At 68.8% G+C, this 25,906-nt stretch carries 24 protein-coding genes and 1 riboswitch; of the genes, 10 read left to right on the top strand and 14 right to left on the bottom strand.

Translation table 11 applies throughout. The features are described 5' to 3' along the window. The first annotated feature begins 24 nt into the window (after window positions 1–24). A complete protein-coding gene (locus KF889_23500; GenBank protein ID MBX3502420.1) occupies window positions 25–969 on the top strand; it encodes a polyhydroxybutyrate depolymerase in 945 nt (314 codons plus the stop codon). Window positions 970–1,003: 34 nt separating this feature from the next. Here the strand turns inward: KF889_23500 and KF889_23495 are convergent, their stop codons facing one another. Genes KF889_23495 through KF889_23485 form a run of 3 tightly spaced genes read right to left on the bottom strand, consistent with a single transcriptional unit; the run spans window position 1,004 to window position 4,566 of the window. Then, complete coding sequence (locus tag KF889_23495; GenBank protein ID MBX3502419.1) at window positions 1,004–2,800, bottom strand: adenylate/guanylate cyclase domain-containing protein; 1,797 nt, start codon at window positions 2,798–2,800, stop codon at window positions 1,004–1,006. A gap of 12 nt (window positions 2,801–2,812) precedes the next feature. After that, on the bottom strand, window positions 2,813–3,688 hold the full coding sequence (locus tag KF889_23490) for a TIGR01459 family HAD-type hydrolase (protein MBX3502418.1): 876 nt from the start codon (window positions 3,686–3,688) through the stop codon (window positions 2,813–2,815). 11 nt (window positions 3,689–3,699) lie between these two features. Continuing rightward, a complete protein-coding gene (locus KF889_23485) occupies window positions 3,700–4,566 on the bottom strand; it encodes an SDR family oxidoreductase (GenBank protein MBX3502417.1) in 867 nt (288 codons plus the stop codon). A gap of 127 nt (window positions 4,567–4,693) precedes the next feature. Between KF889_23485 and KF889_23480 the strand changes: the two genes are divergently transcribed. From KF889_23480 to thiE, 4 genes are all read left to right on the top strand, one after another. Continuing rightward, the gene (locus KF889_23480; GenBank protein ID MBX3502416.1) at window positions 4,694–5,632 is read left to right on the top strand and encodes a TAXI family TRAP transporter solute-binding subunit; all 939 of its coding nucleotides are present in this window, start codon (window positions 4,694–4,696) and stop codon (window positions 5,630–5,632) included. Between the two features lie 34 nt (window positions 5,633–5,666). Then, on the top strand, window positions 5,667–7,541 hold the full coding sequence (locus KF889_23475; protein ID MBX3502415.1) for a TRAP transporter permease: 1,875 nt from the start codon (window positions 5,667–5,669) through the stop codon (window positions 7,539–7,541). 79 nt (window positions 7,542–7,620) lie between these two features. Further along, window positions 7,621–7,718: riboswitch (TPP riboswitch) on the top strand. Further along, complete coding sequence (thiM, locus tag KF889_23470) at window positions 7,710–8,507, top strand: hydroxyethylthiazole kinase (GenBank protein ID MBX3502414.1); 798 nt, start codon at window positions 7,710–7,712, stop codon at window positions 8,505–8,507. Its footprint overlaps the riboswitch before it by 9 nt. Continuing rightward, window positions 8,504–9,115 (top strand): thiamine phosphate synthase, encoded by a 612-nt coding sequence (gene thiE, locus KF889_23465; GenBank protein MBX3502413.1) that lies wholly within the window; start codon window positions 8,504–8,506, stop codon window positions 9,113–9,115. Before thiM ends, thiE begins: the two co-directional genes overlap by 4 nt. Here the strand turns inward: thiE and KF889_23460 are convergent, their stop codons facing one another. From KF889_23460 to KF889_23450, 3 genes are read right to left on the bottom strand one after another with little or no spacing between them, the layout of a single operon-like run. Beyond that, window positions 9,116–10,489 (bottom strand): amidase, encoded by a 1,374-nt coding sequence (locus KF889_23460; protein MBX3502412.1) that lies wholly within the window; start codon window positions 10,487–10,489, stop codon window positions 9,116–9,118. A gap of 31 nt (window positions 10,490–10,520) precedes the next feature. Next, window positions 10,521–12,278 (bottom strand): adenylate/guanylate cyclase domain-containing protein, encoded by a 1,758-nt coding sequence (locus KF889_23455; protein MBX3502411.1) that lies wholly within the window; start codon window positions 12,276–12,278, stop codon window positions 10,521–10,523. A gap of 37 nt (window positions 12,279–12,315) precedes the next feature. Next, on the bottom strand, window positions 12,316–13,827 hold the full coding sequence (locus tag KF889_23450; GenBank protein ID MBX3502410.1) for an altronate dehydratase: 1,512 nt from the start codon (window positions 13,825–13,827) through the stop codon (window positions 12,316–12,318). A gap of 115 nt (window positions 13,828–13,942) precedes the next feature. Here KF889_23450 and KF889_23445 point away from each other — a divergent pair, with 115 nt between their 5' ends. After that, window positions 13,943–14,305, top strand: coding sequence for a VOC family protein (locus KF889_23445; GenBank protein MBX3502409.1), 363 nt, complete (start codon window positions 13,943–13,945; stop codon window positions 14,303–14,305). A gap of 60 nt (window positions 14,306–14,365) precedes the next feature. On the opposite strand, the gene KF889_23440 is transcribed toward KF889_23445, so the two are convergent. Continuing rightward, window positions 14,366–14,701 (bottom strand): YXWGXW repeat-containing protein, encoded by a 336-nt coding sequence (locus KF889_23440; protein ID MBX3502408.1) that lies wholly within the window; start codon window positions 14,699–14,701, stop codon window positions 14,366–14,368. Window positions 14,702–14,949: 248 nt separating this feature from the next. On the opposite strand from KF889_23440, the gene KF889_23435 reads away from it, so the two are divergent. Further along, entirely contained in the window at window positions 14,950–16,116 is a 1,167-nt protein-coding gene (locus KF889_23435; GenBank protein ID MBX3502407.1) for an acetyl-CoA acetyltransferase, read from the top strand. 2 nt (window positions 16,117–16,118) lie between these two features. On the opposite strand, the gene KF889_23430 is transcribed toward KF889_23435, so the two are convergent. Together KF889_23430 and KF889_23425 are read right to left on the bottom strand one after the other, a co-directional pair. After that, the gene (locus KF889_23430) at window positions 16,119–17,648 is read right to left on the bottom strand and encodes a tetratricopeptide repeat protein (GenBank protein MBX3502406.1); all 1,530 of its coding nucleotides are present in this window, start codon (window positions 17,646–17,648) and stop codon (window positions 16,119–16,121) included. After that, window positions 17,645–18,274 (bottom strand): TetR/AcrR family transcriptional regulator, encoded by a 630-nt coding sequence (locus KF889_23425; GenBank protein ID MBX3502405.1) that lies wholly within the window; start codon window positions 18,272–18,274, stop codon window positions 17,645–17,647. Before KF889_23425 ends, KF889_23430 begins: the two co-directional genes overlap by 4 nt. Window positions 18,275–18,380: 106 nt before the next feature. Here KF889_23425 and KF889_23420 point away from each other — a divergent pair, with 106 nt between their 5' ends. Genes KF889_23420 through KF889_23410 form a run of 3 tightly spaced genes read left to right on the top strand, consistent with a single transcriptional unit; the run spans window position 18,381 to window position 20,270 of the window. After that, the gene (locus tag KF889_23420) at window positions 18,381–18,629 is read left to right on the top strand and encodes an acyl carrier protein (protein MBX3502404.1); all 249 of its coding nucleotides are present in this window, start codon (window positions 18,381–18,383) and stop codon (window positions 18,627–18,629) included. A gap of 9 nt (window positions 18,630–18,638) precedes the next feature. Next, entirely contained in the window at window positions 18,639–19,085 is a 447-nt protein-coding gene (locus KF889_23415; GenBank protein ID MBX3502403.1) for a hypothetical protein, read from the top strand. Window positions 19,086–19,127: 42 nt separating this feature from the next. Further along, on the top strand, window positions 19,128–20,270 hold the full coding sequence (locus KF889_23410) for a mandelate racemase/muconate lactonizing enzyme family protein (GenBank protein ID MBX3502402.1): 1,143 nt from the start codon (window positions 19,128–19,130) through the stop codon (window positions 20,268–20,270). 355 nt (window positions 20,271–20,625) lie between these two features. Here the strand turns inward: KF889_23410 and KF889_23405 are convergent, their stop codons facing one another. Genes KF889_23405 through KF889_23385 form a run of 5 tightly spaced genes read right to left on the bottom strand, consistent with a single transcriptional unit; the run spans window position 20,626 to window position 25,906 of the window. Next, the gene (locus KF889_23405; GenBank protein ID MBX3502401.1) at window positions 20,626–22,140 is read right to left on the bottom strand and encodes an amidase; all 1,515 of its coding nucleotides are present in this window, start codon (window positions 22,138–22,140) and stop codon (window positions 20,626–20,628) included. Between the two features lie 10 nt (window positions 22,141–22,150). Continuing rightward, window positions 22,151–22,837, bottom strand: coding sequence for an ABC transporter ATP-binding protein (locus KF889_23400; GenBank protein ID MBX3502400.1), 687 nt, complete (start codon window positions 22,835–22,837; stop codon window positions 22,151–22,153). A 7-nt stretch (window positions 22,838–22,844) separates the two neighbouring features. Continuing rightward, complete coding sequence (locus tag KF889_23395; GenBank protein ID MBX3502399.1) at window positions 22,845–23,579, bottom strand: ABC transporter ATP-binding protein; 735 nt, start codon at window positions 23,577–23,579, stop codon at window positions 22,845–22,847. 3 nt (window positions 23,580–23,582) lie between these two features. Beyond that, window positions 23,583–24,668, bottom strand: a complete 1,086-nt coding sequence (locus KF889_23390; protein MBX3502398.1) for a branched-chain amino acid ABC transporter permease — start codon at window positions 24,666–24,668, stop codon at window positions 23,583–23,585. Next, window positions 24,662–25,906 carry a substrate-binding protein gene (locus KF889_23385; protein ID MBX3502397.1) on the bottom strand — a complete coding sequence of 415 codons (1,245 nt, stop codon included), beginning with the start codon at window positions 25,904–25,906 and terminating at the stop codon, window positions 24,662–24,664. Before KF889_23385 ends, KF889_23390 begins: the two co-directional genes overlap by 7 nt.

Genomic DNA, 25,906 nt, shown 5'->3' with positions numbered 1-25,906 from the left:
GGACCTGTCGAGGGAGGCGCCGCGATGCCGTATGCGAGCCGTTGGGCGCTGGCGGCGATCGTGCTCGGCCTCACCATGGTCGTGCTGTCGGCGACGCTGGCCGGGGCGGGCGAGCAGCGCACCATTAGTGTCGCCGGTATCAGCCGCACCTACTATGTCGCCGGGGCTTCGGCGGTGAGCGCCGGCGCGCGGCCGCTGGTCATCATGCTGCACGGCGCGGGCGGCAATGGCGAGCATGCGGTGCGCCGCTACGGCTGGGAGCGCAAGGCCGAGCGCGAGGGCTTCGTCGTCGCCGGGCCCGACGCCTGGCGGCCGTTCCCCGACCGGCCGGCGAATGTCCTGACCAACCCGCGCTTCTGGAATGACGGCGGCGCGCGCGGCAATGCGGCGATCCGCGGCAGCGACGATGTCGGCTTCATCGACGCCATGGTCGAGGATATCGCGCGCGCCACGCCGATCGACCGCGCGCGCATCTACGTCACCGGCTTCTCCAGCGGTGCGGGGATGGCGCAGCGCATGGCGGTCGATCGCGCCAATCGCTACGCCGCCGTCGCGCCCATCGCCGGCATCGTCGTCGTGCCGCCAACCTCGCCGGTGCGCGCCATGCCCTTCCTCTATCTCTCGGGCGATCGCGATCCGCTCAACCCGGTGCAGGGCGGGCCGGTGCGCTCGCCCTGGGGCACCACCTTCACCAAGCCGGCGCATGGCGCGATCAGCCAACGCTGGCGCGAGCTCAACGGCTGCCCGCCGCCGACGCGCACGACGATGGCGCCATCGGTGCGCCTCGAGCTGGCGGGCCCCTGCCGCGACGGCGTCGAGGTGCGCTACGTGCTGGTCGAAGGACTGGGCCACCGATGGGCCGGCGGCGATCGCGACATGCTGCCGGAGTCGATCGTCGGCCCGGCATCCAGCGCGCTCAACATCACCGACACGGTCTGGGATTTCCTGCGCCGCTGGCGCCTGCGCTAATTCCCTCTCCGCGCAAGCAGAGAGAGGGAGATGACTACAGCACGCGCACGAAAGGCACGGGCTCGGTGAAGCCCTTGAGCGCCACGGTCTCGGCCCGGCTGGGCAGGTCGGCGATCAGCGGGCGCACCGCGGGGTCGTCGGCGACGGCGCGCGACAGCACGATGTCGCCGCCGGCCGACTGGCCCTGCAGCCGCGCCGCCATGTTCACCGTGCCGCCGAAATAGTCGAGGCGATCGTTGAGCGTGACGACGATGCAGGGGCCGGTGTGCACGCCAAGCTTCACCACCAGCCCGCCCGCGATGCCGTGCTCGCTGGCGAATCTGCGATCGAATCCGAGGATCGCCTCGCGGATCGCCAGCGCGGCGCCGGCGGCTTCCGCCGGATCGGTGAAGGCGGCCATCACCGCATCGCCGATGGTCTTGACCACCGCGCCGTTGTGGTCGCGCACGACGCGGCCGAGCACGGCGAAATGCTCGCGCACGAGATTGAAGGCCTGCGCGTCGCCGATGCTCTCGTACATCGCCGTCGAGCCGCGCAGATCGGTGAACAGGATCGCCACCTGGCCGACACCGGCCTCGTCGCCGGGCCTGAGCGTCGCGCCCGAGAACATGTCGCGGAAGGCCTGCAGCGTGGTGACCTCATGGGCGGTCAGCGCGTCGCGCACCCACTCGCGCGTCTCGATCAGCAGTGCCAGCTCGAAACCGGCATCGTTGACGAGGGTGATCGTACCCGTCTCGCCGGCCGGCAGCGCCTCGACGCCACCGGCCGTCGCGCGCAGCCCGGGGAAGGCGCCGCTCTCGTGCTCGACCTCGACCGCCTCGCCGGGATGCAGCGTGCGCAGGCGATAGCGGCCCGGCGCGATGTCGGCGTCGACCGTGCGTCGTTCGCCGGGCGCCAGGAGCTGCTGTACGACGACGTGCGGCGTGACGCTGGGGCCGCTGAGGCAGAAGCCGCTGGCCGCCACCGGACGCAGCGAGGCGGCGGGCGCGAAGCCCAGCTCGACGTTGCGCGCGAAGTCGCGGCCGTACTCGATGTTGCAGGAGGCGCAATGCGCGCCGCGCGGCAGCTGGTCGAGCGACGGCACCGCGACCTTGGCGCCGCGGCAATTGGTGCACAGCAGGTTCCAGCGCATGTCGAGCATGCCGCTCTTGACGCCGGCGAGGCAGAGCTCGACGGCGTGCCGCTCGGGCACACCCCACAGCCGCGCCAGGGCCTTGGGCCTCATGTTCTGCAGGTCGACATCCATGCTGGCCCGGATGCGCTCGACCAGGCGGCGTGCCAGGCCATGCGCGTAGCCCGTGCCCTCGGCCAGCCCGATCATAGCCTCGGCGCGTTCCGCCGCCCCCGATGGCGGCTCCGGTGGCGGGAAGTCGAACATTGTCGGCCGCTCGCCGCGCAGGAACTGGGCGGCCTCCTCGATCCGCCGCTTGATCGCGGCGCCGGCCTTCTCGGTCAGCCGCCGTCCGGTCAGCCGGCCGATCCAGGTCAGCGGCTCCCATTGCAGCGTGTAGGTGACGCGCGAGCCCGCGCCGTCGGCTAGGATCTCGACGATCGGACCAAAGCGCTCGAACGGGCCTCTGGAGAAGACGCGGGTCTGGCGGAACTGGCGATTGGTCACCCACTCGTAGGGCTTCTCCTCCCAGGCGAGCTCCATGCCGGCGACCCTGCCGATGCCGCGGCGCAGCACGGTGCCATTGGATTGAGGGATCTCATCGAGCGTGTAGGCCGGCACGCCCAGCGCCTCGTTGATGCGGTTGGTGTCGGCGATCGCCACCCACAGGCGCGCGGGCGACAGATCGTCGAAATGCCAGACCCAGTCGCGTCGCGGCATGAACCGCGCCCCTTACCAGTCGAGCCGGCAGGCCAGCCAGGTCGGACGCACGCCCTGCTTCTCGGCCGCCGCCGTCATCGCCGCGGCATCGGCCGTGCCGTCCATACGCAGGAACTCCTCCTTGTGGATGCCGCCGGCCAGCAGAAGGCTGTCGAGCCCTGCGGAATGGGCGCCGGCGATGTCGGTGCGCAGCGAATCGCCGACGCACAGCACGCGGCGCGGATCGGGATTGCCCAGCATGGCAAGGGCACGCGCATAGACCGGCGCGTAGGGCTTGCCGTGGTACATCACCGAACCGCCCAGCTCCTCGTAGCGCGCCGCCAGCGAGCCGGGGCAGTACTCCAGCTTGCCGGCGTAGACGACCACGAGGTCGGGATTGGCGCAGATGAAAGCGGCGCCGTTACCGCGCGCCGCCTGCATCGCGTCCTCGAAGTCGGCCGGCGTCATGCCGGGCCGCTGCAGGGAATTGGCCAGGATGAAGTCGCTCGTGGCGGGGTCCTCGACAGGCTCGACATCCAGGGCATCGAAGAAACCGGGATCGCGGCCCGAGCCGATCACGAAGCAGCGCCGCCCGAGATCGCGATAGAACGGATCGGCGTCGGCGCGGCCGCGCGTATGCAGGCCGCGCCAGGTCTCGTCGCCCGAGGTCAGCATGTCGCGATAGAGCGCGCGCGGCACGCCGATCCCGGCGAGATGCGGCGTCACCGACACCGAGCGGCGTGCCGCGTTGGACAGCAGCAGCACCGGCCTGCCGGCCCGCTTCAGCGCCTCAAGCGTCGGCAGCACGCCATCGTACGGCTTCACGCCGTCATGCAGCACGCCCCAGACGTCGAGGATGTAGGCGTCGTAGCGGTCGGCGATGTCCCGCAACCCCTTGATCTCATTCATGGGCGACTGACTCAACTCAGCATCTTGGGTGGACGGTAGAGTGGGAAGCCGTTGTAGGGCTTCGAGCGGTCGTGGTCAGGCACTTCGTAGAACGAGGAGCGCGCGTTGTTGTGCAGCCCGCCATCGACACGCACCTGGATGCCGGTGACATAGGCCGCCGCCTCGCTCAGCAGGAAGACGATGGCGGCTGCGATCTCCGACTCGGTGCCGTGGCGCTTCAGCGGCACGCGCCCGACGACGCCGCGCAGCACGCCATGCGCGCTCTCGGGGTAGCGATCGAGGCCCGACGAGGCGATGAAGCCCGGCACGACGCTGTTCACGCGCACGCCCGAATGGGCCCATTCGACCGAGGCCGTGTAGGTGAAGGTCGCCTGGCCGGCGCGCGCCGAGCCGTTGTGGCCCATGCCCGGCATGCCCAGCTCCCAGTCGGCGCCGACATTGACGATGGCGCCGCCATTGGCCTCCATCCATCGCAGATAGACCTCCTTGGATACCAGGAAGGTCGCAGTCATGTTGTTGGCGACCACTGCGTTCCAGCCGTTGAGCGAGATGTCGCGCAGCTTGGCCGGGAACTGGCCGCCGGCGTTGTTTACCAGCCCGTCGATGCGGCCCGCGGCGTCGAGCACGGTGCCGATCGCCGCCTTCACTTCGTCCTCGCGCCTGAGGTCGGCGGCGTGGATCACGGTGTCGGGAACGCCGAGTTCCTCGCGCACCGCCTCGAGCTTCGAGCGCGTGCGGCCGATCAGCGCCAGCCGCGCGCCGAGCGAACTCAGCTCGTGTGCCGCGCATCGGCCCAGGCCGCTGCCGCCGCCGGTGACGATGATGGTCTGGCCGGCGAACAGGCCGGGACGAAAGATCGAACGATAGGATCGCGTCATTGGCTTCCCCGGGGGCCGCAGACTATCACGCCCGCGAGGAGGTGCTTGCGAAACCCGCCGACGGCACTGATAGTGCCGCTCCGAGGGCGACGCAGATCGCCCTCACTGTGTGTTCGGAGGAAGCGCGATGAGACTGTTCATGGGAACCGCCGCCGTGGCTGCGGCGCTGTTTGCTCTGCCGGCTTCGGCGCAGCAGGTCACCTTCTTCACTGGGCCGGCGGGCGGCTCCTGGGTGCCGATCGCCGGCGCGATCAAGGGACTCTTCGACAAGGCCATTCCCGACATCAAGGTCGAGAACCGGCCGGGCGCCGGCCTGATCAACCTCAAGGCGATCGAGGAGGGCAAGGCCGATCTCGGCATGGGCAACCTGATATCGTCGGTCGACGCCATGAACGGCATCGGCCAGGGCATCACCGCGCCCTACAAGAACAACTGCCATATGGCCAACCTCTATGCCCAGGTCCAGCACATCGGCGTGCGCGCCGACAAGGGCATCAAGACGCTGGCCGATCTCAAGGGCAAGGCGGTGGGCACGCTGCCGCGCGGCAACACGACGGAAGTCGTCGCGCAGATGATCCTCGACCTGTCGGGAGTCGGCGCCAAGGGGCTTTCGAAGCTGGCTTACGGCAGCATCGCCGACCAGACCAACATGTTCAAGGACGGGCAGATCGACGCCTCGTTCAACATCACGACCGCACCGTCCGGCGCCTACATGGACATGGCCAACTCGCGACCGCTGCAAATGCTCGACATCCCGGACGACGTGTTCGAGAAGATGCGGGCGAAGAACGGCGGCTTCATGCGCTACGCGATTCCCAAGGCGATGTATCCGGGCATGGCCAGGGACGCCAATACGGTGCAGTTCCCCGCCCATCTGCTGGTCAGCTGCAAGCTGCCGGCGGACCTCGTCTACAAGCTGACGGCGGCGCTGGTCGAGGGGATCCCGACGCTCGAGTCGGTGAACGCCTCGTTCAAGGGCGCCACCGTCAAGACGATGGGCGCGAAGACGGCGATGCCGTTCCACCCCGGCGCCGAGAAGTACTTCAGGGAGAAGGGCGCCCTCTGACGGCGGCTCGACAGGAGGCGATGGAGAGCCGGCCATGACCTACGGGCGGGCGACCGCGTTGCTGACTTCGGGCATCGCGGTCGCGTTTTCGGTCTATCACTTGTGGGTGGCGGTGGTCGGCGTGCCCGAACCGCTGACCTTCCGCGCCATCCACCTGATCTTCGCGATGGTGCTGATCTTCCTCATTCACACCGGACTGAAGGGCAGCTCGGGCAGCCCTCCCGGCCTTCTCGACTGGCTGTTCATCGCCGGCAGCGTGATATCGATCGGCTACATCTTCGTCGAGTACGAGTACTTCATCACCCGCTTCGCGACGGTCGACGACCTGCGTCCGCTCGACTGGGTGATGGGGCTGACCCTGGTGGGCCTGATCTTCGAGGGCACGCGCCGCATCCTGGGCGGCGCGCTGCCGCTCACCGCCCTGGCCTTCGTCGCCTACGCCTTCATCTTCACGCGCACCGATGCGCAGATGATGCTCGACCAGACCTACATGACGACCGAGGGCATCTTCGGCATCCCGCTCGCGGTCTGCGCCAGCTACATCATCCTGTTCGTTCTTTTCGGCGCCTTCGTCGAGCGTACGGAGACCGGCAAGCTGTTCATGGACATCTCCATGGCGCTGACCGGCTGGGCGCCGGGCGGGCCGGCCAAGGTCGCGATTGTCACCAGCGGCATGTTCGGAACGATCTCGGGCAGCGCCGTGTCGAACGTGATGACCACGGGCGTCTTCACCATCCCGCTGATGAAGCGCATCGGCTACCGGCCATCCTTCTCCGGCGCCGTCGAGGCGGTGGCGTCGACCGGCGGCCAGATCATGCCGCCGATCATGGGCGCGGCCGCCTTCGTCATGGCCGAGTTCCTCAACGTCGGCTACCTGCAGGTCGCCATCTGGGCGTTCCTGCCGGCGCTGCTCTACTACCTCGCGGTATTCTTCGCGGTGCATTTCGAGGCCAAGCGCACCGGCATGCGCGGCCTGCCGCGCGCAGATCTGCCGCGCGCCGGTGCCGTGCTGCGCGACCGCGGGCACCAGTTCCTGCCGCTGATCGTCATCGTCGGCGTGCTGATGGCGGGATACAGCGCACCGTATGCCGCGCTGTGCGGCATCGCGTCGGTGTTCCCCGTCGCGGCGCTGCGCAGGACGACGCGGCACGTCGTGACGCTGGGCAACATCGTCGGCGCGCTCAACGACGGCGCGCGCGGCACGCTGGCCGTCGCCGCCGCCTGCGCCACCGCCGGCATCGTCATCGGCATCATCTCGCTGACCGGCGTCGGCATCGATTTCACCGGCCTCGTCGTGAGGCTGTCGCAGGATTCGCTGATTCCGGCGCTGGTCCTGACGGCGCTGGCCGGCATCGTGCTCGGCATGGGCCTGCCGACCACCCCGGCCTACATCATCCAGGTCGCGCTGCTCGTGCCGGCGCTGGTCAAGCTCGGCGTCGCGGTCGAGAGCGCGCATCTGTTCGTCTTCTATTTCGCCATCCTGTCGGCGATCACGCCGCCTGTGGCAATCGCGGTCTTCGCCGCCTGCGGGCTGTCGGGCGGCGGCATGTGGCGCACGGGCCTCGACGCCGTGAAGCTCGGCGCGACCGGCTACATCGTGCCGTTCATGTTCGTCTTCGCGCCGACGCTGATGCTGATCGGCGCCTGGCACGACATCCTGCTGACCGTCATCACCTCGACAATCGGCGTGACGCTGCTGGCTTCGTCGCTGCACGGCTATCTGCTGCGCGAATCCTTCTTCTGGGAGCGGATTCTGCTCTTCGCGGCGTCGCTCGTGCTGATCAAGCCGGGGCTGGTCACGGACCTGATCGGCGGTGGCCTCACCGTCATTGTCGTCGTCTCGCAGCTCTGGCTTCGCCGGCCGGCGACGCAGGCGACTTTGTCCGCCGCCGTGAAGGACTCCGACTAGGACGATCATCGGTCCGCCGGCCGCGGATCGCCGCGTCACCTCCCCGCTGTTGAAACCACGGTCGCGGCCCATTATCGTTCTCTCACCGCTGGGGTGCGCCGCGTCGCGGGGCTGAGAAAACACCCATCGAACCTGATCTGGATCATGCCAGCGAAGGGAGACGGAGCCATGAATCTGATCGACCACGCCTGCCTGCTTCGCCAACGTGTGCGCGGGCGTTCGCCGCTGGTGCATTGCATGACCAACTTCGTCGCCATGGACACGGCGGCCAATGCCGTGCTCGCCATCGGCGCTTCGCCGGCGATGATGCATGCGCGCGAGGAGGTCGCCGAGTTCGCCGCCATCGCCGACGCACTGACTGTCAACATCGGCACGCTGAGCCCCGACTGGGTCCGCAGCATGGAGGTCGCCATCGACGCGGCGAGCCGCGCCGGCAAGCCCTGGGTGTTCGATCCCGTTGGCGTCGGCGCCACGACGTTGCGCCGCAGGGCAGCCGCCACATTGCTAAGGCTGAAGCCTACGGTCGTTCGCGGCAACGCCTCGGAGATCATGGTGCTCGCCGGCCTCGCCGGCACCGGCCAGAAGGGCGTCGACAGCACGCGCGATGTCGCCGAGGCCGAGGCGCCGGCGCGCCAGCTCGCCAAGGCCGCGGGTTGCGTGGTCGTGGTCACCGGCGTGGTCGACATCGCCACCGACGGCGAGCGCGTCCTGCGCACGACCAACGGCCATCCCCTGATGCCGCGGGTCACGGCGCTGGGCTGCGCGCTGACGGCGATCATCGGCGCCTTCCTCGCCGTCGGCGACGATCCGTTGCACAGCGCCGCCGTCGCCACCGCGTTGTTCGGCCTGGCCGGCGAGATCGCCGGGCAGGAGGCGCTCGGGCCCGGCTCGCTGCGCGTCGGCCTGATGGACGCGCTGCACAACCTCGACTCGACCGCGATTCGCACCGGCCTTGATCTGTCGTGAGGCGCGAGGCCCTAAGGCTCTATCTCGTCGCCGATCGCGGCTACGCCGCCGGCCGCCGGCTCCGGCCAATCGTCGAGGCCGCCGTGCGCGCCGGCGTGACGCTGGTGCAGATCCGCGACAAGGGCAACGACGCCCGCGCCTTTCTTGCCGAGGCATTGGAGCTGCGCGCGGCGCTCGCCGGCAGCGGTGTGCCGCTGCTGGTCAACGATCGCATCGACATCGCCCGCGCCATCGGCGCCGAGGGCGTGCATCTCGGGCAGCGCGACCTGCCGCCACGCATCGCGCGCGAGCAGCTGGGACCGGACGCGATCATCGGGCTGTCGATCGAGAACCGCGGACAGCTCGGTGACGGCAAGTTCGACGGCGTCGACTATCTCGGTGTCGGCCCGGTGTTCGCCACCGGCACCAAATCCGATGCCTCAGCGCCAATTGGCCTCGATGGTCTCGCCGCGATCCGCGCCGCAACCCGGTTGCCGATGGTCGGCATCGGCGGCATCGGCCCAGCCGACGCCGCCGCCGTGAGGGCGACAGGCGTCAACGGCATCTGCGTCGTGTCGGCGATCCTCGGCGCGACGAATCCGGCAGCCGCGGCGCGCGCCTTGCTCTGATCACAGCGGCGGGCGTTTGCCGTGCCAGTCGGTGGCACCCTGGAAGGCGTGGCCGGCGCGCAGCACCATCGCCTCGTCGAAATGCCGGCCGACGAGCTGGAAGCCGATCGGCAGGCCGGCGGCGGTGAATCCGCCCGGCAGGGTGATCGTCGGACTACCGCTCATGTCGAAGGGCGCGGTATAGCGCAGGCGGCCGGCGATCTCTGCCGGCTCGCGGCCCGCCGCCTCGATCGTCGCCCAGCTCAGCGCGGCGCGGCTCATCGCCGGCACGAGCAAGAGGTCGACCTCGCGCATCAGCGTGGCGAGCGCGCCGGAGAAGTTCTGCCGCTCTGTCCAGATCCTTGAGATGGTCAGCCCGTCGACCGAGCGGCCACGCTCGAGCAGCATGCGCAGCACCGGGCCGTAGCGGTCGGCGCGCGATGGAAAGGTGGCCTCGTGCGCCACCGCGGCCTCGACGGCGCAGAGCGTGACCCATTCGGCCACCACGCGATCGGGTGCCGGCACCGTCACCGGCACGATGCTCGCGCCCAGGCCGCGCAACACGCGCTCGGCCTCGTCGATCACGCGCAGCACGTCGGAATCGGCGCTGGCGATCAGCGCGCGGTCCAGCCCGATCCGCACGCCCCTGATGCCGCCATCGATGCCGGCGAGATAGTCCGGCACCGGCTCGGCCGACGCCGTCGGATCGTTGGCGTCGGCGCCGGCGATCGCGCCCAGCATCGCCGCCGCGTCGATGGCGCTGCGCGTCATCGGGCCGATATGGTCCATCGAGCCCGCGAGCTCGAACACGGCATAGCGGCTGACGCGGCCCCAGGTCGGCTTCAGCCCGGTGATGCCATTGGCGGTCGAGGGAAAGCGGATCGAGCCGCCGGTGTCGCTGCCCAGCGAGCCGAAGCAAAGCCCGGCCGCCGTCGCCACACCCGAGCCGCTCGACGACACGCCGGTCCAGGCCTCGGCCTGCCAGGGATTCACTGGCCGCGTGATCTCGGGGTGATGCGCGCCGAACGCACCCTCGGTGAGCTGCAGCTTGCCCAGGGACACCGCACCCGCGTCGGTCAGCTTCACCACCACGGTGGCGTCGTGGTCGGGCCGGAAGTCGCGATGGATCGCCATGCCGGCGCCGGTCGGGATGCCCCTGGTGTAGCAGAGGTCTTTCACCGCGATCGGCACGCCGTGCAGCGGGCCGCGCGAGCGGCCGGCTGCGATCTCGCCGTCGGCGGCCCGGGCGCGCGCGAGCGCAAGATCGGCGGTGACGGTGGCGTAGGCATGCAGCTTGGGATCGAGCGCGGCGATGCGATCGAGCATCGCCGTGGTCAGCTCGACCGACGAGAGCTTGCGCGCGGCGATCGCGCGGCCGGCCTCGACGAGGCCCATGTACCAGGGACCACTCACCTCTGTTCTCTCCTCATCCTGCGTGGCCGGCGGCCTGGCGCAACAGCTCCAGCGACCGCGCGCGATCTTCCGGCCGGACCAGCGCCGAGAACCCCGCCAGGCGCTGCTCCAGCCATTCCGGCGCGATCTTGCGCAGCTGCGCGATCTCGGCCGCCGCACGTGCCATGTCGCCCAGCCCGGCATAGTTCAGCGCCAGATAATGGATGTTCGGCGCGTAGCCCGGCTGCTGCCGCTTGCCGAGATTGCCCCACTCGACGCCGCGCGCGTAGTCGGCGTCGACGAAGCTGCCGGCGCAAAGGCAGGTATAGGCATTGTACTGCTGCGGATCGCGCGGGCTGATGCGCAACGCCTCGCGCAGGCGGCGCGTGCCGCTGGCGGTGTCGCCGGACGCGACCTCGGCCCAGCCCAGCGCGATCAGCGTGCCGACGTCGTTGGGGTTCTGCTGCCAGGCGTCGCGCATGTCGTCGAGCGCCTCGTCGAATCTCTGCCCGATCCACAGCGCGGCGCCGCGATAGACGCGCGCCATGTAGTTGCCGCGATCGAGCTCAAGCGCGCGGCTGCCCGCCTCGATGGCCCGCGCGACCGCCTCCTCCGGCGGCAGGCCGGTGCGGAAATTGGCGTGCTGCCAATAGGCGAAGGCCAGCGTCGACAGCGCGCGCCCGCAGCCGGCGTCGAGTCCCAGCGCCTCCTCGGCCTGGGCGATGGCGTGGTCGCGCAGTCGCGCGTCGCCGCGCACATAGGCCTGGTTGGCATCCGCCCAGGCGCGCAGGGCGCGCTCATGGGCGCCGAAATTGGCCGGCCTCGCCCGACGCAGGATCGCCACCTCGGCCGCTTCGACCTCGGGCGCGACGGCGGCGACGATGCGGCGCGTGATGTCCTCCTGCACGTCAAAGACGTCCTCGACCACGCTGTCGTAGCGCTCGGCCCACAGATGGCCGCCGGAGAGCGCGTCGATCAGCTGGGCGTTGATGCGCGCACGCTTGCCCGACATACGGACGCTGCCTTCCAGCACGTAGCGCACGCCCAGCTCGCGGGCGACCTGGCGCACGTCGACGGCGCGACCCTTGTAGGTATAGGCGCTGTTGCGCGCGATCACGAACAGCGAGGAGAAACGCGACAGCTCCGTCGTCACATCCTCGCAGATGCCGTCGACGAAGGCCTCGTCGGATGGCGTGTTGCCCATGCTGTCGAAGGGCAGCACGACGATCGAGGGCCGCGCCGGCAGGGTCAGCTGCGGCTGCACCGGCGGCGCCGGCACGTCGTCGACCACCGCCCAGGCGCGCAGCGGGCGCATGATGTTGTGCAGGCGCCGTTCGCCGAGGTCGATCAGCGGCAGCTCGATCTTGCCCTCGATGTCCTCGCGCACGCGATCCGACAGCAGGATGCCGCCGGCCTCGGCCAGCGATTGCAGCCGGGCGGCGATGTTGACGCCGTCGCCGAAGATGTCGTCGCCTTCGACCACCACGTCGGCGACGTTGATGCCGATGCGGACCTGCACCCGCCGCTCCGCCGGGACCGACGCGCCGCTGCGCTGCACGCCGGCCTGGATCTCGACGGAGCAGCGCACCGCTTCGACCGCCGATTCGAACTCCATCAGGGCGGCGTCGCCCGTTGTCTTCACCACCCGACCGCCGTGACGCTTCACCGCCGGCTCGACGACGTTGCGGAAGACGCCGGCGACGGCGGTCAGCGCGCGCGGCTCGTCGGCCTCGACCAGACGGCTGAAGCCCACGACGTCGGCGCTGACGATGGCGCTGAGGCGACGTTTCATGGCGGCGATGCGGCCGGACTGCCCAGCACCGCGAACCTCACATCGTGGCGCCGATCTTCCACGGCTCGAACTCGTCGTCGCCGATGCCCATCGCCTCGCTCCTGGTCTTCTCGCCCGAGGCCACCCGCAGGATCAGCTCGAAGATGCGCCGGCCGGCCTGCTGGATGCTCTCCTCGCCGTCGACCACGGTGCCGCAGTTGATGTCCATGTCGTCGGTCATGCGGCGGTACAGCGCGGAGTTGGTGGCGAGCTTGATCGACGGAGTCGGCTTGCAGCCGAAGACACTGCCGCGGCCGGTGGTGAAGCACAGCACGTTGGCGCCGCCCGCCACCTGGCCGGTGGCCGCGACCGGATCGTAGCCGGGCGTATCCATGTAAACGAAGCCCTTGGCGGTGATCGGCTCGGCGTACTTGTAGACATCGACCAGATTGGTCGTGCCGCCCTTGGCCACGGCGCCCAGCGACTTCTCCAGAATGGTCGTAAGGCCGCCCGCCTTGTTGCCGGGCGACGGGTTGTTGTTCATCTCGCCGCCGGTGCGCGCGCAGTGGTCCTCCCACCACCGGATGCGCTCGACGATCTTCTCGCCGACCGCGCGGCTCACGGCGCGGCGCGTCAGCAGGTGCTCCGCGCCGTAGATCTCGGGCGTCTCGCTCAGCACCGCCGAGCCGCCGTGGCGCACCAGAAGGTCGACCGCCGCGCCCAGCGCCGGATTGGCGGAGATGCCGGAATAGCCGTCGGAGCCGCCGCATTGCAGCGCGAGGATGAGCTCGCTGGCCGGGATCGGCTCGCGCCTGACATTGTTGGCCTCGGGCAGCAGCTCCTGCAGGAACGACACGGCGCGACCGACGGTTCTGGCCACGCCGCCCTCCTCCTGGATCGCCATCGGGATCAGCTTGGGGCCCTCCTTCAGGCCCTCGGCATGCATCAGGCCGGAGATCTGGTTGGCCTCGCAGCCCAGGCCGAGCACGACAACCGCCGCCATGTTGGGATGGCGCGTGTAGCCCGCCAGGGTGCGGCGCAGCACGTCCATCTCGAGGCCCGACGCCGCCATGCCGCAGCCGCCGCCATGGGTCAGCGGCACGACGCCGTCGATGTTGGGATAGTCCGCGAGCACCGGCGCCAGCCTGGCGGCGATCATGCGGCTGGTCGCGGCCGAGCAGTTCACCGTGGTGACGATGCCGATGTAGTTGCGCGTCGCGGCGCGGCCGTCGGCGCGGCGATAGCCCTGGAAGGTCGCGGGATCGGCGACGTAGTCGGTGGGCCGCGCATCGGCACAGAAGGCGTAGTCGCGCTCGAAATCGCCCATGGCGCAGTTCTGGGTGTGCACATGCGTGCCGGCCGCGAGATCATCGGTGGCGAAGCCGATGATCTGGTTGTACTTGCGGATCGGCTCGCCCCGCTTCACGGCGCGCGTCAGCATCTTGTGCCCGGCGGGGATGGTCTGCGCCGCCTTGGCGCCGGACTCGACCTCGGTGCCGGGCAGGATATCCATGCGCGCAACGACGACGTTGTCAGCTTCATGCAGGCGGATGGCAAGGGGCGCGGCCATGGGTTCCTCCGATTGGCGCCGCAGCCTAGACCGAAACGCCTTTCGCGGCGAGCCGGTCTGGAGGAATCGGCGGAGGTCGCCTAGGCTGGTCGCATCGACGACAGGAGGAACGCCGATGATCGGCTATGTGACCTTGGGAACCAGCGATCTCGCCCGCGGGGCGAAGTTCTACGACGCGATCGCCGCCGAGTTGGGTGCGCGCCGCATCATGGAGTTCGAGAGCTTCATCGCATGGTCCGGCGGCGGCGCCGGCATCGCGCTCACCAGGCCGTTCGACGGCAAGCCGGCCAGCGTTGGAAACGGCGTGATGGTGGCGCTGGCGGCCAAGGACAAGGCCCAGGTCGACCGCATCTACAATCTGGCGATGTCGATGGGCGCGACCGACGAGGGCAAGCCCGGGCCACGCGGCGATACGTTTTATGCCGGCTATTTCCGCGACCCCGACGGCAATAAGCTCAACGCCTTCGTGATGGGCTGACGCAGACGCGCGAACGCCGCCGGCGGGAATTCCGCCGGCGGCGTTCGTTTCGCAGAAGCCTCAGTCGTAGGTCCAGTGGCCCGGGACGTATCGCCAGGCGGCCGGCGGCTCGCGATAGGCCGGCACCTCACGATAGGCCGGCACCTCACGGTACTCGATGACCCGGTTGCGCGGTGACGTGTCAACCCAGTGACCCGACACCCAGACGCGCTGGCCGTTCTGGTAGCTCCAGTAGCCCGGCTGCCAGTAACCCAGAGGCTTCACGTCCTCGCCGGCCGGCCGCTGCGGCACCACCTCGACGCGCACCGGCGGCGAGCTGTAGTACTGGGCCTGCGCCAGCGCCGGAGCCGCGATCACCGCCAGGGCCGTGGTCGCGATCAGGACGGGTTTCAGCATGACTGCCTCCTCGTGAAGGGATCAGGACAACAACGTCCGTCACCGCTTCGAGGTAGGCACCGTTTGCGGCTGGAGCGTCCCGCCCGGCCACACGATGGCGTGAGCCGGCGACGCGCTTTCGCCGCCTCCCCGCCAAGGTTTCGCCTCGGCGCCCTCTTGCGGCGCTGGCGAACGAGTGCATATACACATAATTGACCGCGTCGATCCGGATCACTAGGGTCGGATCAGCATCGCGCAAGGAGACCGCCATGACCGCCTGCATCGTGGGCTGGGCCCATTCCAAGTTCGGCAAGCTCGACGGCGAGACCAGCGAATCGCTGGTGGTGAAGGTCGCCAGCGAGGCGATCGCCCATGCCGGCATCGAGCCGAAAGACGTCGACGTCATCTACGTCGGCAACATGAACGGCGGCTTCGTGAAGCAGGAGTTCCACTCCTCGCTGCCGCTGCAGGCCCATCCCGACCTGCGCTTCAAGCCCTCGACCCGGGTCGAGAACGCCTGCGCCACCGGCTCCGCGGCGATCCACATGGGCATCAACTCGCTCGCGGCGAGGAAGGCGCGCTTCGTGCTGGTGGTCGGCGTCGAGAAGATGACCGAGCTCAACAGCGCGCAGGCCGGCGACGTGCTGATCAAGGCGTCCTACGTCGCCGAAGAGGCCGAGATCGAGGCCGGCTTCGCCGGCATCTTCGGCAAGATCACCTCGACCTATTTCCAGCGCTACGGCGACAAGTCCGACGCGCTCGCGCGCATCGCTGTCAAGGCGCACCGCAACGGGGTGAAGAACCCCTACGCCCATTTCCAGCGCGAGTTCGACTACGCCTTCTGCCGCAATCCCTCCGACAAGAACCCCTTTGTCGCCGGCCCGCTCAAGCGCACCGACTGCTCGCCGGTGACCGATGGCGCCGCCGCGGTGATCCTCGCCGACAGCGACACGGCGCTGGGCATGAAGCAGGCGATCGCGTTTCGCGCCGCCGAGCACGTCAACGACTTCCTGCCGATGAGCAGGCGCGACATCATCCAGTTCGACGGCCCGACGCTCGCCTGGCAGCGCGCGCTTCAGTCGGCGCGGCTCGACCTGCTGGATCTCAGCTTCGTCGAAACTCATGACTGCTTCACCTCGGCCGAGCTGATCGAGTACGAGGCGATGGGGCTGACACCGCGTGGCCAGGGCGAGCGCGCCATCCTCGAGGGCTGGACCGAGCGCGACGGCAAGCTGCCGGTCAACGTCTCGGGCGGGCTGAAGGCCAAGGGCCATCCGGTCGGCGCCACCGGCGTGTCGATGCACGTGATGAGCTCGATGCAGCTTGCCGAGGCCGCCGGGCCGATGCAGTTGGCCGCGCCGACGCTCGGCGCCGTGTTCAACATGGGCGGCGCCGCGGTGGCGAACTACGTCAGCATCCTCGAGCGCGTGAAATAGGTTCAGCCGGCGACCTGCCGATAGATGTCCTCGAGCGCGCGACAGAGCCGTCCGCAGTCGCAGACCGGCGAGGCCAGAAGATGCGCGCGCATGCCCGCGCGCATCTCCGCAAGCGTCGCCGGCATCGCCGGATCCAGCGCCAGCGCGATCGCGCGCTCGACGTAGGCCGCTTGGTCGTCCAGGCACCAGTCGCCCAGCCCGGCGGCCGCCAGCAGCGACTTGCTGGTGCGCGAAGCCCAGCGGTCGCCGTCGAAGGAAAGCACCGGCACGCCCTGCCACAGCGCCTCCGTCGTGGTCGTGCCGCCGTTGTAGGGAAATGTGTCGAGCGCGATGTCGACGCACGCATACGAAGCGAGGAAGTCGAAATGCGCGGCGCGTCCCTCCATGTCGATGCGCGCGCCTTCGATCCCGGCCCTGGCGAAACGGCCCAGCAGGGCACGGCGATTGGACTCGTCGGACAACTCGCCGTTGCGCAGGTGGAGTCGCGCCGTCGGCACGCGTTGGAGGATCGCCGCCCAGGCGGCGATCACGCCGTCGGTGATCTTGTACTGCGAGCCCAGGCAGCCGAAGGTGAGGTGACCATTGGCCAGGCAAGGGGGCGGCGCGACGTCGGGCACCGGGTAGGCCACCTCGAAGGCAAGGTAGCTGCCGGGCACGCGCCAGACACGCTCGCCGTAGTGGCGCTCCTCGCGCCTGGGGATCACCTGCTCGTCGCCGACGATGTGGCCGTAGCCCGGCATCCCCGACGTGGCGAACATGTTGAACCAGCCGATGACCGCCGGCGCCGGCCGTCGCAGGTAGAGCCCCAGGCGGCCCGGCACGCTGAAGCCGTTGAGGTCGACCAGCACGTCGACGCCGACGCGGCGGATATAGTCGGCCAGCTCGGCGGTGCCCGCATTGCGGATGCGGTGCACGATGTCGGCGTCGTGGTCGCGATAGCCGACCTCGGCCGACGGCACGCCGCCATCGGCGAACATGTGCACCTCGAGGGCCGCGCGGTCGTGCCGGTTGATCACGCCATAAACCGGCTTCATCCAGTTGGCCGCGCCGAAGAACGAGGAGACATAGCCCACCCGCAGCTTGTCGCCTGGGGTGCGCTGGCGCCGTTCCGCCTGTGGCGCCGCCTTGATCCTCGCCGCTTCGACGCGCGTCCAGTCGCGGCGCGCGCGCAACACGGCGGCATTGTCGGCCCGCGGATCGCCCGGAATCGCCACCGCCTTGTTCATCAGCGCCATGGCGCGGTGCGCGCCCTCGACCCGCGCGTACTGATCGATCGCCGCCTCGACCTCGCCCAGCGCGAACTGCGCGCGGCCCAGCGCGAGACGGACCGGTGCCGCGCTGGCACCGCAGGCGATCGATCGCGCCAGCGCTTCGGCCGCTTCACCCTGCGCGCCCAGCGCCTGCGCCGCCGATCCCAGCCCGTACCAGCCCTCGGCGGAATCGGGCTGGCGCTTCAACGCTTCGCGATAGAGCGCGACGGCTTCCTCCAGCCGGCCCGCTTCATGCGCGCGATCGGCGTCGTCCAGGCTCATGAGCGACCGTTGCGACGCGCCGCCTTGCGCCGCGCGGCCAGGCCGGCGATCACGCAGTCGATCAGGAAGTGCACCATTTCGGCCGCCGGCGCCGCATCGAGCCGTCCGATGCGGCCGTCGCCCTCGACCAGGGTCACGACGCCGTGCAGCGCGCCCCAGGTCGACAGCGCCGCGATCCGCCGCTCCTCGTCGTTCGCGCCCGGATCGAGCGGCCTCAGCGCGTCCTGCACCAGCGCCAGCGGCCGCTCCAGGGTCGTGCGGTACCACGCCTCGCGCGTCGCCGACGCCTTGGGCAGCGGCTCGAACACTGCGGCCCAGAGCCGGCGATTCTTCGTTGTGAAGGCGATATAGGCATCGGCCATGGCGTGCAGCTGGCGCACCGGATCGCCCTCGTGCACTGCCGACAGCGCCGCCGTCAGCCCGTCGACTGTGCGCGCGGTGACGTGGCGGATCAGGTCGTCAAGATTGGCGAAGTGGTTGTAGATCGTGCCCGGCGTATAGCCGATCGCCGCAGCGATCTCGCGCGCGTTGGCCGCCGCCGTGCCGCCCTGCGCCACCAGTCGCTCGGCGGCGTCGAGGATCATCGCGCGCAGTTCCTGCGGGCTGTGGTCGGAGCGGCGGGCCATCGTGTCCAGCTGGAATGAACGACGTTCAATATTTCCGTTGACATCGATGGGCGCAAGCCTCAATATTGAACAATGTTCAATATCATCATCTCGGAGGAGGGAAACGATGATCACGGTGCGGCATGAAGCGTGCTGGACGCGCGAGGCGATCGCCGAGATCGTCGTGGCGCTGGGGCGCTCGCCGGCGGATGTCGGCGACGACACGCCGATGCCCGAGGCCCTGGGCGATTCACTCGACGCCATCGAGGTGGCGCTGGGCGTCGAGCGGCGCATCGGCGTGGCGCTGAGCGACGACGACCTTTCGCACGTACCGACCTTCGGCGCCCTGGTCGACCTGATCGCCGAGCGCGCCTGATCGCGCGTAATGCGTGGCTGGCGGGCTGCCCTGGGCTCGATCGCGATTGCGGCAACGGCCTCGACAACAGGGTGCGCGAGCCTGATCGGGAATTGCATTCAGATCGCAATGCAGGTCGTCGAACCCAGCTCAAACTTCATCGACAGGGCATTGGCTCATCGCTACTCGGACTGGTACTCGATTGGTTCGAACACGCCGGACTTCGGCGAACGCGTTCCGGTTTGGCGGATCGCAGAACAGGCCAATCGCCGACTCGCCGAAGGCTGCGAACCGATGAACGAAAGGAGCTGCGCCTACCGCAAGGTTCTGCGGGGAATCGAAGAACGCCAGGAGACAGAACGGCGGCTCATGACCCTCCATTTCATGCTATCGCCAAATGCGGCCAAGGGTTGCGCCACGTGCGTCGAGATACATCTTGCGGTCGACGGGAGGGTCACAAGGGCGACGCGATCCTGAACCTTGTGCGCGGCGCGAGGACGCGGCTAGATCGCGTTCGTCATGTCTCTGCCCTCGCCCTTCACCATCGCGCGCATCGAGACCTTCGTCTTCCGCGTGCCCATCGAGAAGCCCGTGGTCGCCGCCTTCGGCACCTTCACCGATCGCGTGTCGGCGCTGGTGCGCGTCGAGGATCATGACGGCGCGCATGGCTGGGGCGAGATCTGGAGCAACTTCCCGTCCTACGGCGCCGAGCATCGCGCGCGCGTGCTGCATGCCGCCGTGGCACCGCGCGCGCTGCGCCAGACGGTCGGCGATCCCGCCGCGCTGTGGCGCGCGCTCAGCGCCGCCACCCATGTCTGGGCGGTGCAGAGCGGCGAGCCCGGCCCGCTGGCCGCCGCGCTGGCCGGGCTCGACCAGGCGGTATGGGACCTGGCCGCACGACGCGCCGGCAAGCCGCTCTGCGCCCTGCTCGGCGGCGCGCCGGGCGCGGTGCCGGTCTATGCCAGCGGCCTCAACCCCGGCGACGGCCCGGCGATCGTCGAGCGCAAGCGCGCCGAGGGCTACCGCGCCTTCAAGCAGAAGATCGGCTTCGGCGAGGATACCGACCTCGGCAACCTCAAGGCGCTGCGCCGCATGCTCGACGAGCGCGAGCGGCTGATGGTCGACGTCAACCAGGGCTGGGCTGTCGAGGAAGCGGTGCGACTGGCGCCCGCCATGGCCGAGTTCGCGCTCGACTGGGTCGAAGAGCCGATCGTCGCCGACCGGCCCGAGATCGAGTGGCGCACCTGCGCCGCGGCCTACGACGTGCCGCTGGCCGGCGGCGAGAATCTGCGCGGCGGCGATCTGGCAGCGGCGGCGCGCGGCGGCGTGCTGCAGGTGATCCAGCCCGACATCGGCAAGTGGGGCGGCGTCAGCGGCTGCCTCGCGGTCGGTCGCGCCGCGGTCGACGCCGGCAAGCGCTACTGCCCGCACTGGCTGAGCGGCGGCGTGGGACTGATGCAATCGGCCCAGGTGCTGGCGGCCGTCGGCGGCGCAGGGCGGCTGGAGATCGACGCCAACGACAACCCGTTGCGCACGGCGCTCATCGCCGTGCCGCCGATCCGCGATGGCGCGCTGTCGATCCCGCTGGCGCCGGGCATCGGCGTCGAGCCCGACCTCGTCTCCTGCGGCCGCTGGCTGACCGACCGGCGCGAGAGTCACTAACGCATCGCGCGGCAAACTCGAGGCGCCTGTCATCCCGAGCGAAGCGAGGGATTCAGGCCTAGCCATAGACCCTCGCTTCGCTCGGGATGACGGGTGCGTTCGATGTACGGCACGCCACTCCGGATGGCAGCTGACGCGCCCGATCTCAGCTTGCCTCCTTGTTCTATCGAGGCGTAACTGGGCTGCAGGGGCCGCAAGCCGATCGAGCGGCTGGCACGCAAGCACGAACGTACCCCCCGACGCGTGCCGCCTGCGGCTGGTTAGCGACCTGGCCGACGGACACGGCTCGAACGGAACGCTCACCTGCCCGCGCCAGCGTCGCATCAAGGCGTGGATATGTGCGGGCTGAAGCCCGCTACATCGACTTCCAGTCGCCGGACTGCTCGAAGGCGAAGGCGGCGCGATAGATCGTGGGCTCGTCGAAATGCTTGCCGATCAGCATCACCGAAGCCGGCAACCCGTCGACTAAACCGCAGGGCAGCGCCATCGCGGGATGATGCGTGATGTCGAAGGGTGCGGTGTTGGCTATCATGTTCAGCGCCCGCTCGACATAGAGCTCGCGCGGCGCATCAGGCGGCGGCAGCGGCGTCGCCTTGATCGGCGTCGTCGGCATCAGCAGCAAGTCGTACCTGGCCAGCGCCGCGTCGTAGGCCGCAGTGAGCAGACGTGTGAGGTTCATCGCCTTGCCGTAGTAGCGGCTGCCGTAGTGCTTGCGGATATAGGTGCCCAGGATCAGGAAGATCTTGGTGGTCTCCGACAGCTCGTCGGCGCGGGTGCGCCAATGGCGATGGAAGTCCATCAGGCTGGTCACGTAGAGATCCGGCCGGCTCACGCCATAGCCGTCGCCGTACATCATCGTCTGCGTCATGCCCTCGGTGCCGATCGGCGTCCACAGCGCCGGCGCCAGCATGTGCATGGGGATCGACACCTCCTCGACGGCCGCACCCAGCGATTCGAAATGCTTCGCCGCCTTGCGCACCTTGGCGTTCACCGCGTCCTCGGCGTTGGGCTGCTGGAAACCCTCCGCCACCACGCCGATCCTCATGCCCTTCGCGCCGCCCCCGAGCGCCTTGGTGTAGGCGTGGATCTTCACGTCGTACTGGCGCGGATCGTAGCCATCCGGTCCGGCCAGCACCTCCAGCAGCAGCGCATTGTCGGAGACGGTCCTGGTCATCGGGCCGGTGTGATCGACATAGATCTCGATCGGCATGATGCCGGTATAGGGAACCAGCCCATGAGTCGGCTTCATGCCGTAGATGCCGCTGAACGAGGCGGGCATGCGGATCGAGCCGCCCTGGTCGCCGCCCAGCGCCATGTCGGCCTCGCCCAACGCCACCACCACCGCGCTGCCCGAGGACGAGCCGCCAGCCGAGTAGCCCATCCTGAACGGGTTGTGCACGGCGCCGGTGGCGTTGGTGTGGCTGCCACCGGACATGCAGTAGTACTCGCAGTGCGTCTTGCCGATGATGGTCGCGCCGGCATCCAGCACGCGCTGCACGACAGTGGCGTCGATGTCCGGGACATAGCCTTCGAGCGTCGAGGCACCGTTCATCATCGGCACGCCGGCCAGCATGATGTTGTCCTTCAGCGCCACGGTCTTTCCTTTGAGCTTGCCATCGGCGGCCCCCTGCACCGTGGTCTTCACGTACCAAGCGTTGTGCTTGTTCTCCTCCGGCGAGGGCCGTTTGCCGGGCGTGCGCGGATACCTTACTTCCGGCAGGTTGTCGGGCATCGCGTCGACGACGTTATATGCGCCGACGCTGGGGCGGATCAGTTCGATGAACGACGTGACGTCGGCATCGGTCAGCGACAGGCCGATTTCGTCGGCGGCCGCGCGCAACTGTGACGGCGTCGGGACTTGCACTGCCATGGTTTCCTCCTCAGGGCGCGAGATGCGTGATGAGAGCGGGGTCGGACTTGACCGCCGTTGCGGTACCTTCCAGCGCGATACGGCCGCGATCCATGACGTAGGCGTAGCCCGCGACCTCGAGCGCGAGCTCGATGTGCTGCTCGACGAGGATCACCGTCATCTCGCGCGACAGCAGGCGCAGGCGATCGGCGATCTCCTCGATCACGCCGACCCAGACGCCTTCGGTCGGCTCGTCGAGCATGAGCAGGCGCGGCCGCCCGAGGATGGCGCGGCCGATGGCCAGCATCTTGCGCTCGCCGCCCGAGAGCGTGCCCGCCGTCTGGTCGAGGCGCTGCCCCAGCTTGGGAAAGAAGTCGAGCGCGTCGTCGATCACGACGCGCTTGGCCTGCCGGACAGCGCCGAGCAGCAGATTCTCGCGCACCGAGAGCTTGGAAAAGATCGCGTATTCCTGCGGCACGTAGCCCAGGCCGCGACGGACACGCTCCTCGGCCGGCAGCGCGTTGACCGGCGCATCCGAGAAAATGATCATGCCCGACGACGGCGGCAGTTCGCCGAACAGCGTGCGTAGCAGGGTCGACTTGCCCGCGCCGTTGCGGCCCAGCACGGCAATGCCGCCGCGTGCCGGCGCCGACAGCGAGACGTCGAACAGCACCTGGCTGCGACCGTAGCCGGCATTGAGGTTCTGCACGGTGAGGATCGCTGCGTCAGACACGGGTCGTGTACACCTGCTGAACCTTGGCGGAGCGCTGGATCGATTCGACGTCGCCCTGGTCGAGCACCTTGCCTTGGTCGAGCACCGTCAACCGGTCGCAGATGTCGCGGATGAAGTGCAGGTCGTGCTCGACGATCACCAGCGCGCAATCGGGCTTGATCGGCTCGAGCAGTTCGCCGGTGACTCGGCGCTCCTGCGGGCTCATGCCGCCGGTCGGTTCGTCGAGCAGCAGCAGTTTCGGCTTCAACGCCAGCGCCATCGCGATCTCCAGCCATTGCTGCTGGCCATGGCTGAGCTCTGCAGCGGGGTCGTGCGCGCGGTCGGCCAGCCGGAAGCGCTCCAGCAGCGACCACACATCGTCGTCGAGCGCGCGGCGACGGCGTGAGAGCAGCAGGCTGGTCAGCGTCTCGCCGGATTGCGCCGCCAGCAGGATGTTGTCGTAGGTCGTGATCTCCGGCAGCACCGCGGTGATCTGGAACTTCAGGCTGAGCCCTGCGCGGGCGCGTTCGTAGGGCGTCGCGCGGGTGATGTCGCGGCCGGCGAAGGTGATGCTGCCACTGTCAGCGAAGTGAGCGCCGGCGATCGCCTTGAGCAAGGTGCTCTTGCCCGAGCCGTTGGGTCCGATCAGGCCATGGAAGGAGCCGTTCTGCACGTCGACATCGACCCCGTCGAGCGCGCGCAGCCCTCGGAACGACTTGCCAACGCCACGGATCTCCAGCAGCGCCATGACTCAGTTCCTGTCCTTGCGGCGCACGCCGTAGCTGCCGATGCGTTCGCGCTCGGACACGAACAGGCCGAGGATGCCCTTGGGCTGGAACATCACGACGATCAGCAGCACTGCGCCCAGGATCACCGGCCAGAAGCGCTTGATCGCATCGATGTCGGCCAGCACGTAGGACAGTACCTCGACTGCGGCGGTGCCAATGATCGGGCCGATGATCGTGCCCGAGCCGCCGAACAGGCAGTAGATCACCGCCGCGGTGGACAGGCCGGGGCCCATGTTGCCGGGGCCGATGAAGCCCTGATGGTAGCTGTAGAGCGCGCCACCCAGACCGGCGACCGCACCGGCGAGCGAGAAGACCAATGCCTTGAAGAGCTGCACGCGATAGCCGAAGAAGGCGAGGCGCTCCTCGTTCTGGCGCATGCCAGCCAGCACGAGACCCAGTTGCGATCGCTTCAGAAAGCGCGCGCCGCCATAGACCAGCAGCAGGATGCCCAGCGCCAGGCAGTAGAAGGCTGTGCCCTCGACGAACTCGTAATCGCCGATCTTCAGCAACTTGACCGACGACAGGCCATTGCCGGCGCCGACATACTGCCAGCCGGAGACCAGGCGCTCGGCGGCATACGAGCCGGTAAGCGTGCCCAGGGCGACGAAGATCACGGTGGGCGGTTTGCGGCCCAGCAGGAGGAACGCCGCGAACAGTGCCGAGAGGATCAGCCCCACCAGTGCGGCCAGCGGCAAGGTTCCCCACAAATCGCTGAACTCAAGGTCGCGGCCGACCAGCGCGATGGCGTAGCCCGCGACGCCGAAGAACAGCGCCTGGCCGAAGCTCATGATGCCGGACAGGCCCCAGCACAGGTCGAAGCTGATGGCCAGCAGCGAGAGGATCAGCACGTTGGTGGCCAGCGTCACCAGATCGGTGCGCTCGGCGAAGGCGAACGGCACGACAATCGCCACCGCCAGGGTCGCGACCTCGACCAGCGGCAAAACGCCAGCCGGAAAGCGGTGCCGGAAAGCGGGCTTGCCGCTCGCCGACGCCGTACCTTTTTCATCCATGGGCGCCGCCTCAGCGCCGACACCCGCCTCGTTCAGCATTCCTTGGGGTCGACCATCTTGTAGCTGCTGATGACATCGTAGCGGGTCTTGCCGGCGTCGACTTTGCACTGCGCGACGTACATGTTCATCTTGCAGTGCATCTTGCCCGGCACCATCTCGGCGCCGCCGCCGGGGCCCTGCTCGATCTTGGCCTTGTCCATCGCCGCGGCGACGGAGTCGCGATCGAGCTTGCCGCCGGTCGCCTTGACCGCCGCTTCGTAGAACTTGACGCCGCGATACATGCCCGTCGCCGCCGAGCCGGCGGTGAACAGATACTTGGTGTCCGGGAACTTCTTGGCGTACTCGACCTGGAGCTGCTTGCTGAACGGATCGTCGATCGCCTGGAAATAGTCGAGGCAGCTGTAGAGCCCTTCCATCTCCTGCACGGGATGGTAGTTCAGCAGGTTCTCGTCGTAGTAGACGCAGGAGAGTATGCCGCCGTTGCGCTGGAAGCCAGACTCGTAGAGCTGCTTCACGAAAGGCTGCAGGCCGGGCGGAATCACGGTGTTGAAGACCACCTCGACCTTGCCATCGCGGATCTTGCCGATGGTGGCGGAGTACTCGGGCTGGTCGAGCGGGTAGTATTCCTCGAACACGACCTCGCCACCATTGGCCTCGATCACCTTGCGCGCGTACTTGTTCAGGAGCTGCGGCCAGACATAGTTGGCGCTGGGCATGGCGAAACGCTTCTTGCCGAGCGTCTTGATGATGTAGGGGATCAGCTCGTCGCACTGCTGCGCCGGTGTCGGACCGGTGCAGAACAGGTTCTTCGTGCACTCCTGGCCTTCGTAAAGCTGCGGATAGATGTACAGCGTGCGGCCGCGATTGACGATCGGATCCTTGATCGCCTGGCGCATCGCCGAGGTGATGCCGCCCAGCACGACGTCGACCTTGCGCTCCTGAATCAGCTTGCGGACGTTGCCGACGGCAATCTTGGGATCCGACGCGGTGTCCTCGAGAAAGAGCGTGATCTGCCGTCCGGCGACGCCGCCCGCCTTGTTGATCTGCTCAACGGCGAACTGCGCTACCTGCCAGTTGGCGTTGCCCGACGGCGCGATCGCGCCGGTGATATCGGTGGCGATACCCATCTTGATCGGATCGGCCGCGAGCGCGCCCTTGGGCGAGAGCATCCAGCCGCCCGCGCTGCCGGCCACCCAGCCGGCGGCACTGAGCGCGGAGGCGCCGCTCAACAGGCGGCGTCGGCCGATGAGCCTTGGCGTGTTGCGATCTTCCGACAT

It is taken from the genome of Alphaproteobacteria bacterium (assembly GCA_019635875.1).
In the GTDB taxonomy this organism is placed as follows: domain Bacteria; phylum Pseudomonadota; class Alphaproteobacteria; order Reyranellales; family Reyranellaceae; genus JAFAZJ01.
Note: the sequence above shows the minus strand (reverse complement) of the source record. Positions and strands in the feature narration are given on the sequence as shown.

Bases quoted from the DNA above. Each gene is read 5' to 3' on its own strand.
- KF889_23500 (MBX3502420.1), top strand. From the start codon at position 25: ATGCCGTATGCGAGCCGTTGGGCGCTGGCGGCGATCGTGCTCGGCCTC.
- KF889_23495 (MBX3502419.1), bottom strand. From the start codon at position 2,800: ATGCCGCGACGCGACTGGGTCTGGCATTTCGACGATCTGTCGCCCGCG.
- KF889_23490 (MBX3502418.1), bottom strand. From the start codon at position 3,688: ATGAATGAGATCAAGGGGTTGCGGGACATCGCCGACCGCTACGACGCC.
- KF889_23485 (MBX3502417.1), bottom strand. From the start codon at position 4,566: ATGACGCGATCCTATCGTTCGATCTTTCGTCCCGGCCTGTTCGCCGGC.
- KF889_23480 (MBX3502416.1), top strand. From the start codon at position 4,694: ATGAGACTGTTCATGGGAACCGCCGCCGTGGCTGCGGCGCTGTTTGCT.
- KF889_23475 (MBX3502415.1), top strand. From the start codon at position 5,667: ATGACCTACGGGCGGGCGACCGCGTTGCTGACTTCGGGCATCGCGGTC.
- thiM (MBX3502414.1), top strand. From the start codon at position 7,710: ATGAATCTGATCGACCACGCCTGCCTGCTTCGCCAACGTGTGCGCGGG.
- KF889_23460 (MBX3502412.1), bottom strand. From the start codon at position 10,489: ATGGGCCTCGTCGAGGCCGGCCGCGCGATCGCCGCGCGCAAGCTCTCG.
- KF889_23455 (MBX3502411.1), bottom strand. From the start codon at position 12,278: ATGAAACGTCGCCTCAGCGCCATCGTCAGCGCCGACGTCGTGGGCTTC.
- KF889_23450 (MBX3502410.1), bottom strand. From the start codon at position 13,827: ATGGCCGCGCCCCTTGCCATCCGCCTGCATGAAGCTGACAACGTCGTC.
- KF889_23445 (MBX3502409.1), top strand. From the start codon at position 13,943: ATGATCGGCTATGTGACCTTGGGAACCAGCGATCTCGCCCGCGGGGCG.
- KF889_23440 (MBX3502408.1), bottom strand. From the start codon at position 14,701: ATGCTGAAACCCGTCCTGATCGCGACCACGGCCCTGGCGGTGATCGCG.
- KF889_23435 (MBX3502407.1), top strand. From the start codon at position 14,950: ATGACCGCCTGCATCGTGGGCTGGGCCCATTCCAAGTTCGGCAAGCTC.
- KF889_23430 (MBX3502406.1), bottom strand. From the start codon at position 17,648: ATGAGCCTGGACGACGCCGATCGCGCGCATGAAGCGGGCCGGCTGGAG.
- KF889_23425 (MBX3502405.1), bottom strand. From the start codon at position 18,274: ATGGCCCGCCGCTCCGACCACAGCCCGCAGGAACTGCGCGCGATGATC.
- KF889_23420 (MBX3502404.1), top strand. From the start codon at position 18,381: ATGATCACGGTGCGGCATGAAGCGTGCTGGACGCGCGAGGCGATCGCC.
- KF889_23415 (MBX3502403.1), top strand. From the start codon at position 18,639: ATGCGTGGCTGGCGGGCTGCCCTGGGCTCGATCGCGATTGCGGCAACG.
- KF889_23410 (MBX3502402.1), top strand. From the start codon at position 19,128: ATGTCTCTGCCCTCGCCCTTCACCATCGCGCGCATCGAGACCTTCGTC.
- KF889_23405 (MBX3502401.1), bottom strand. From the start codon at position 22,140: ATGGCAGTGCAAGTCCCGACGCCGTCACAGTTGCGCGCGGCCGCCGAC.
- KF889_23395 (MBX3502399.1), bottom strand. From the start codon at position 23,579: ATGGCGCTGCTGGAGATCCGTGGCGTTGGCAAGTCGTTCCGAGGGCTG.
- KF889_23390 (MBX3502398.1), bottom strand. From the start codon at position 24,668: ATGCTGAACGAGGCGGGTGTCGGCGCTGAGGCGGCGCCCATGGATGAA.
- KF889_23385 (MBX3502397.1), bottom strand. From the start codon at position 25,906: ATGTCGGAAGATCGCAACACGCCAAGGCTCATCGGCCGACGCCGCCTG.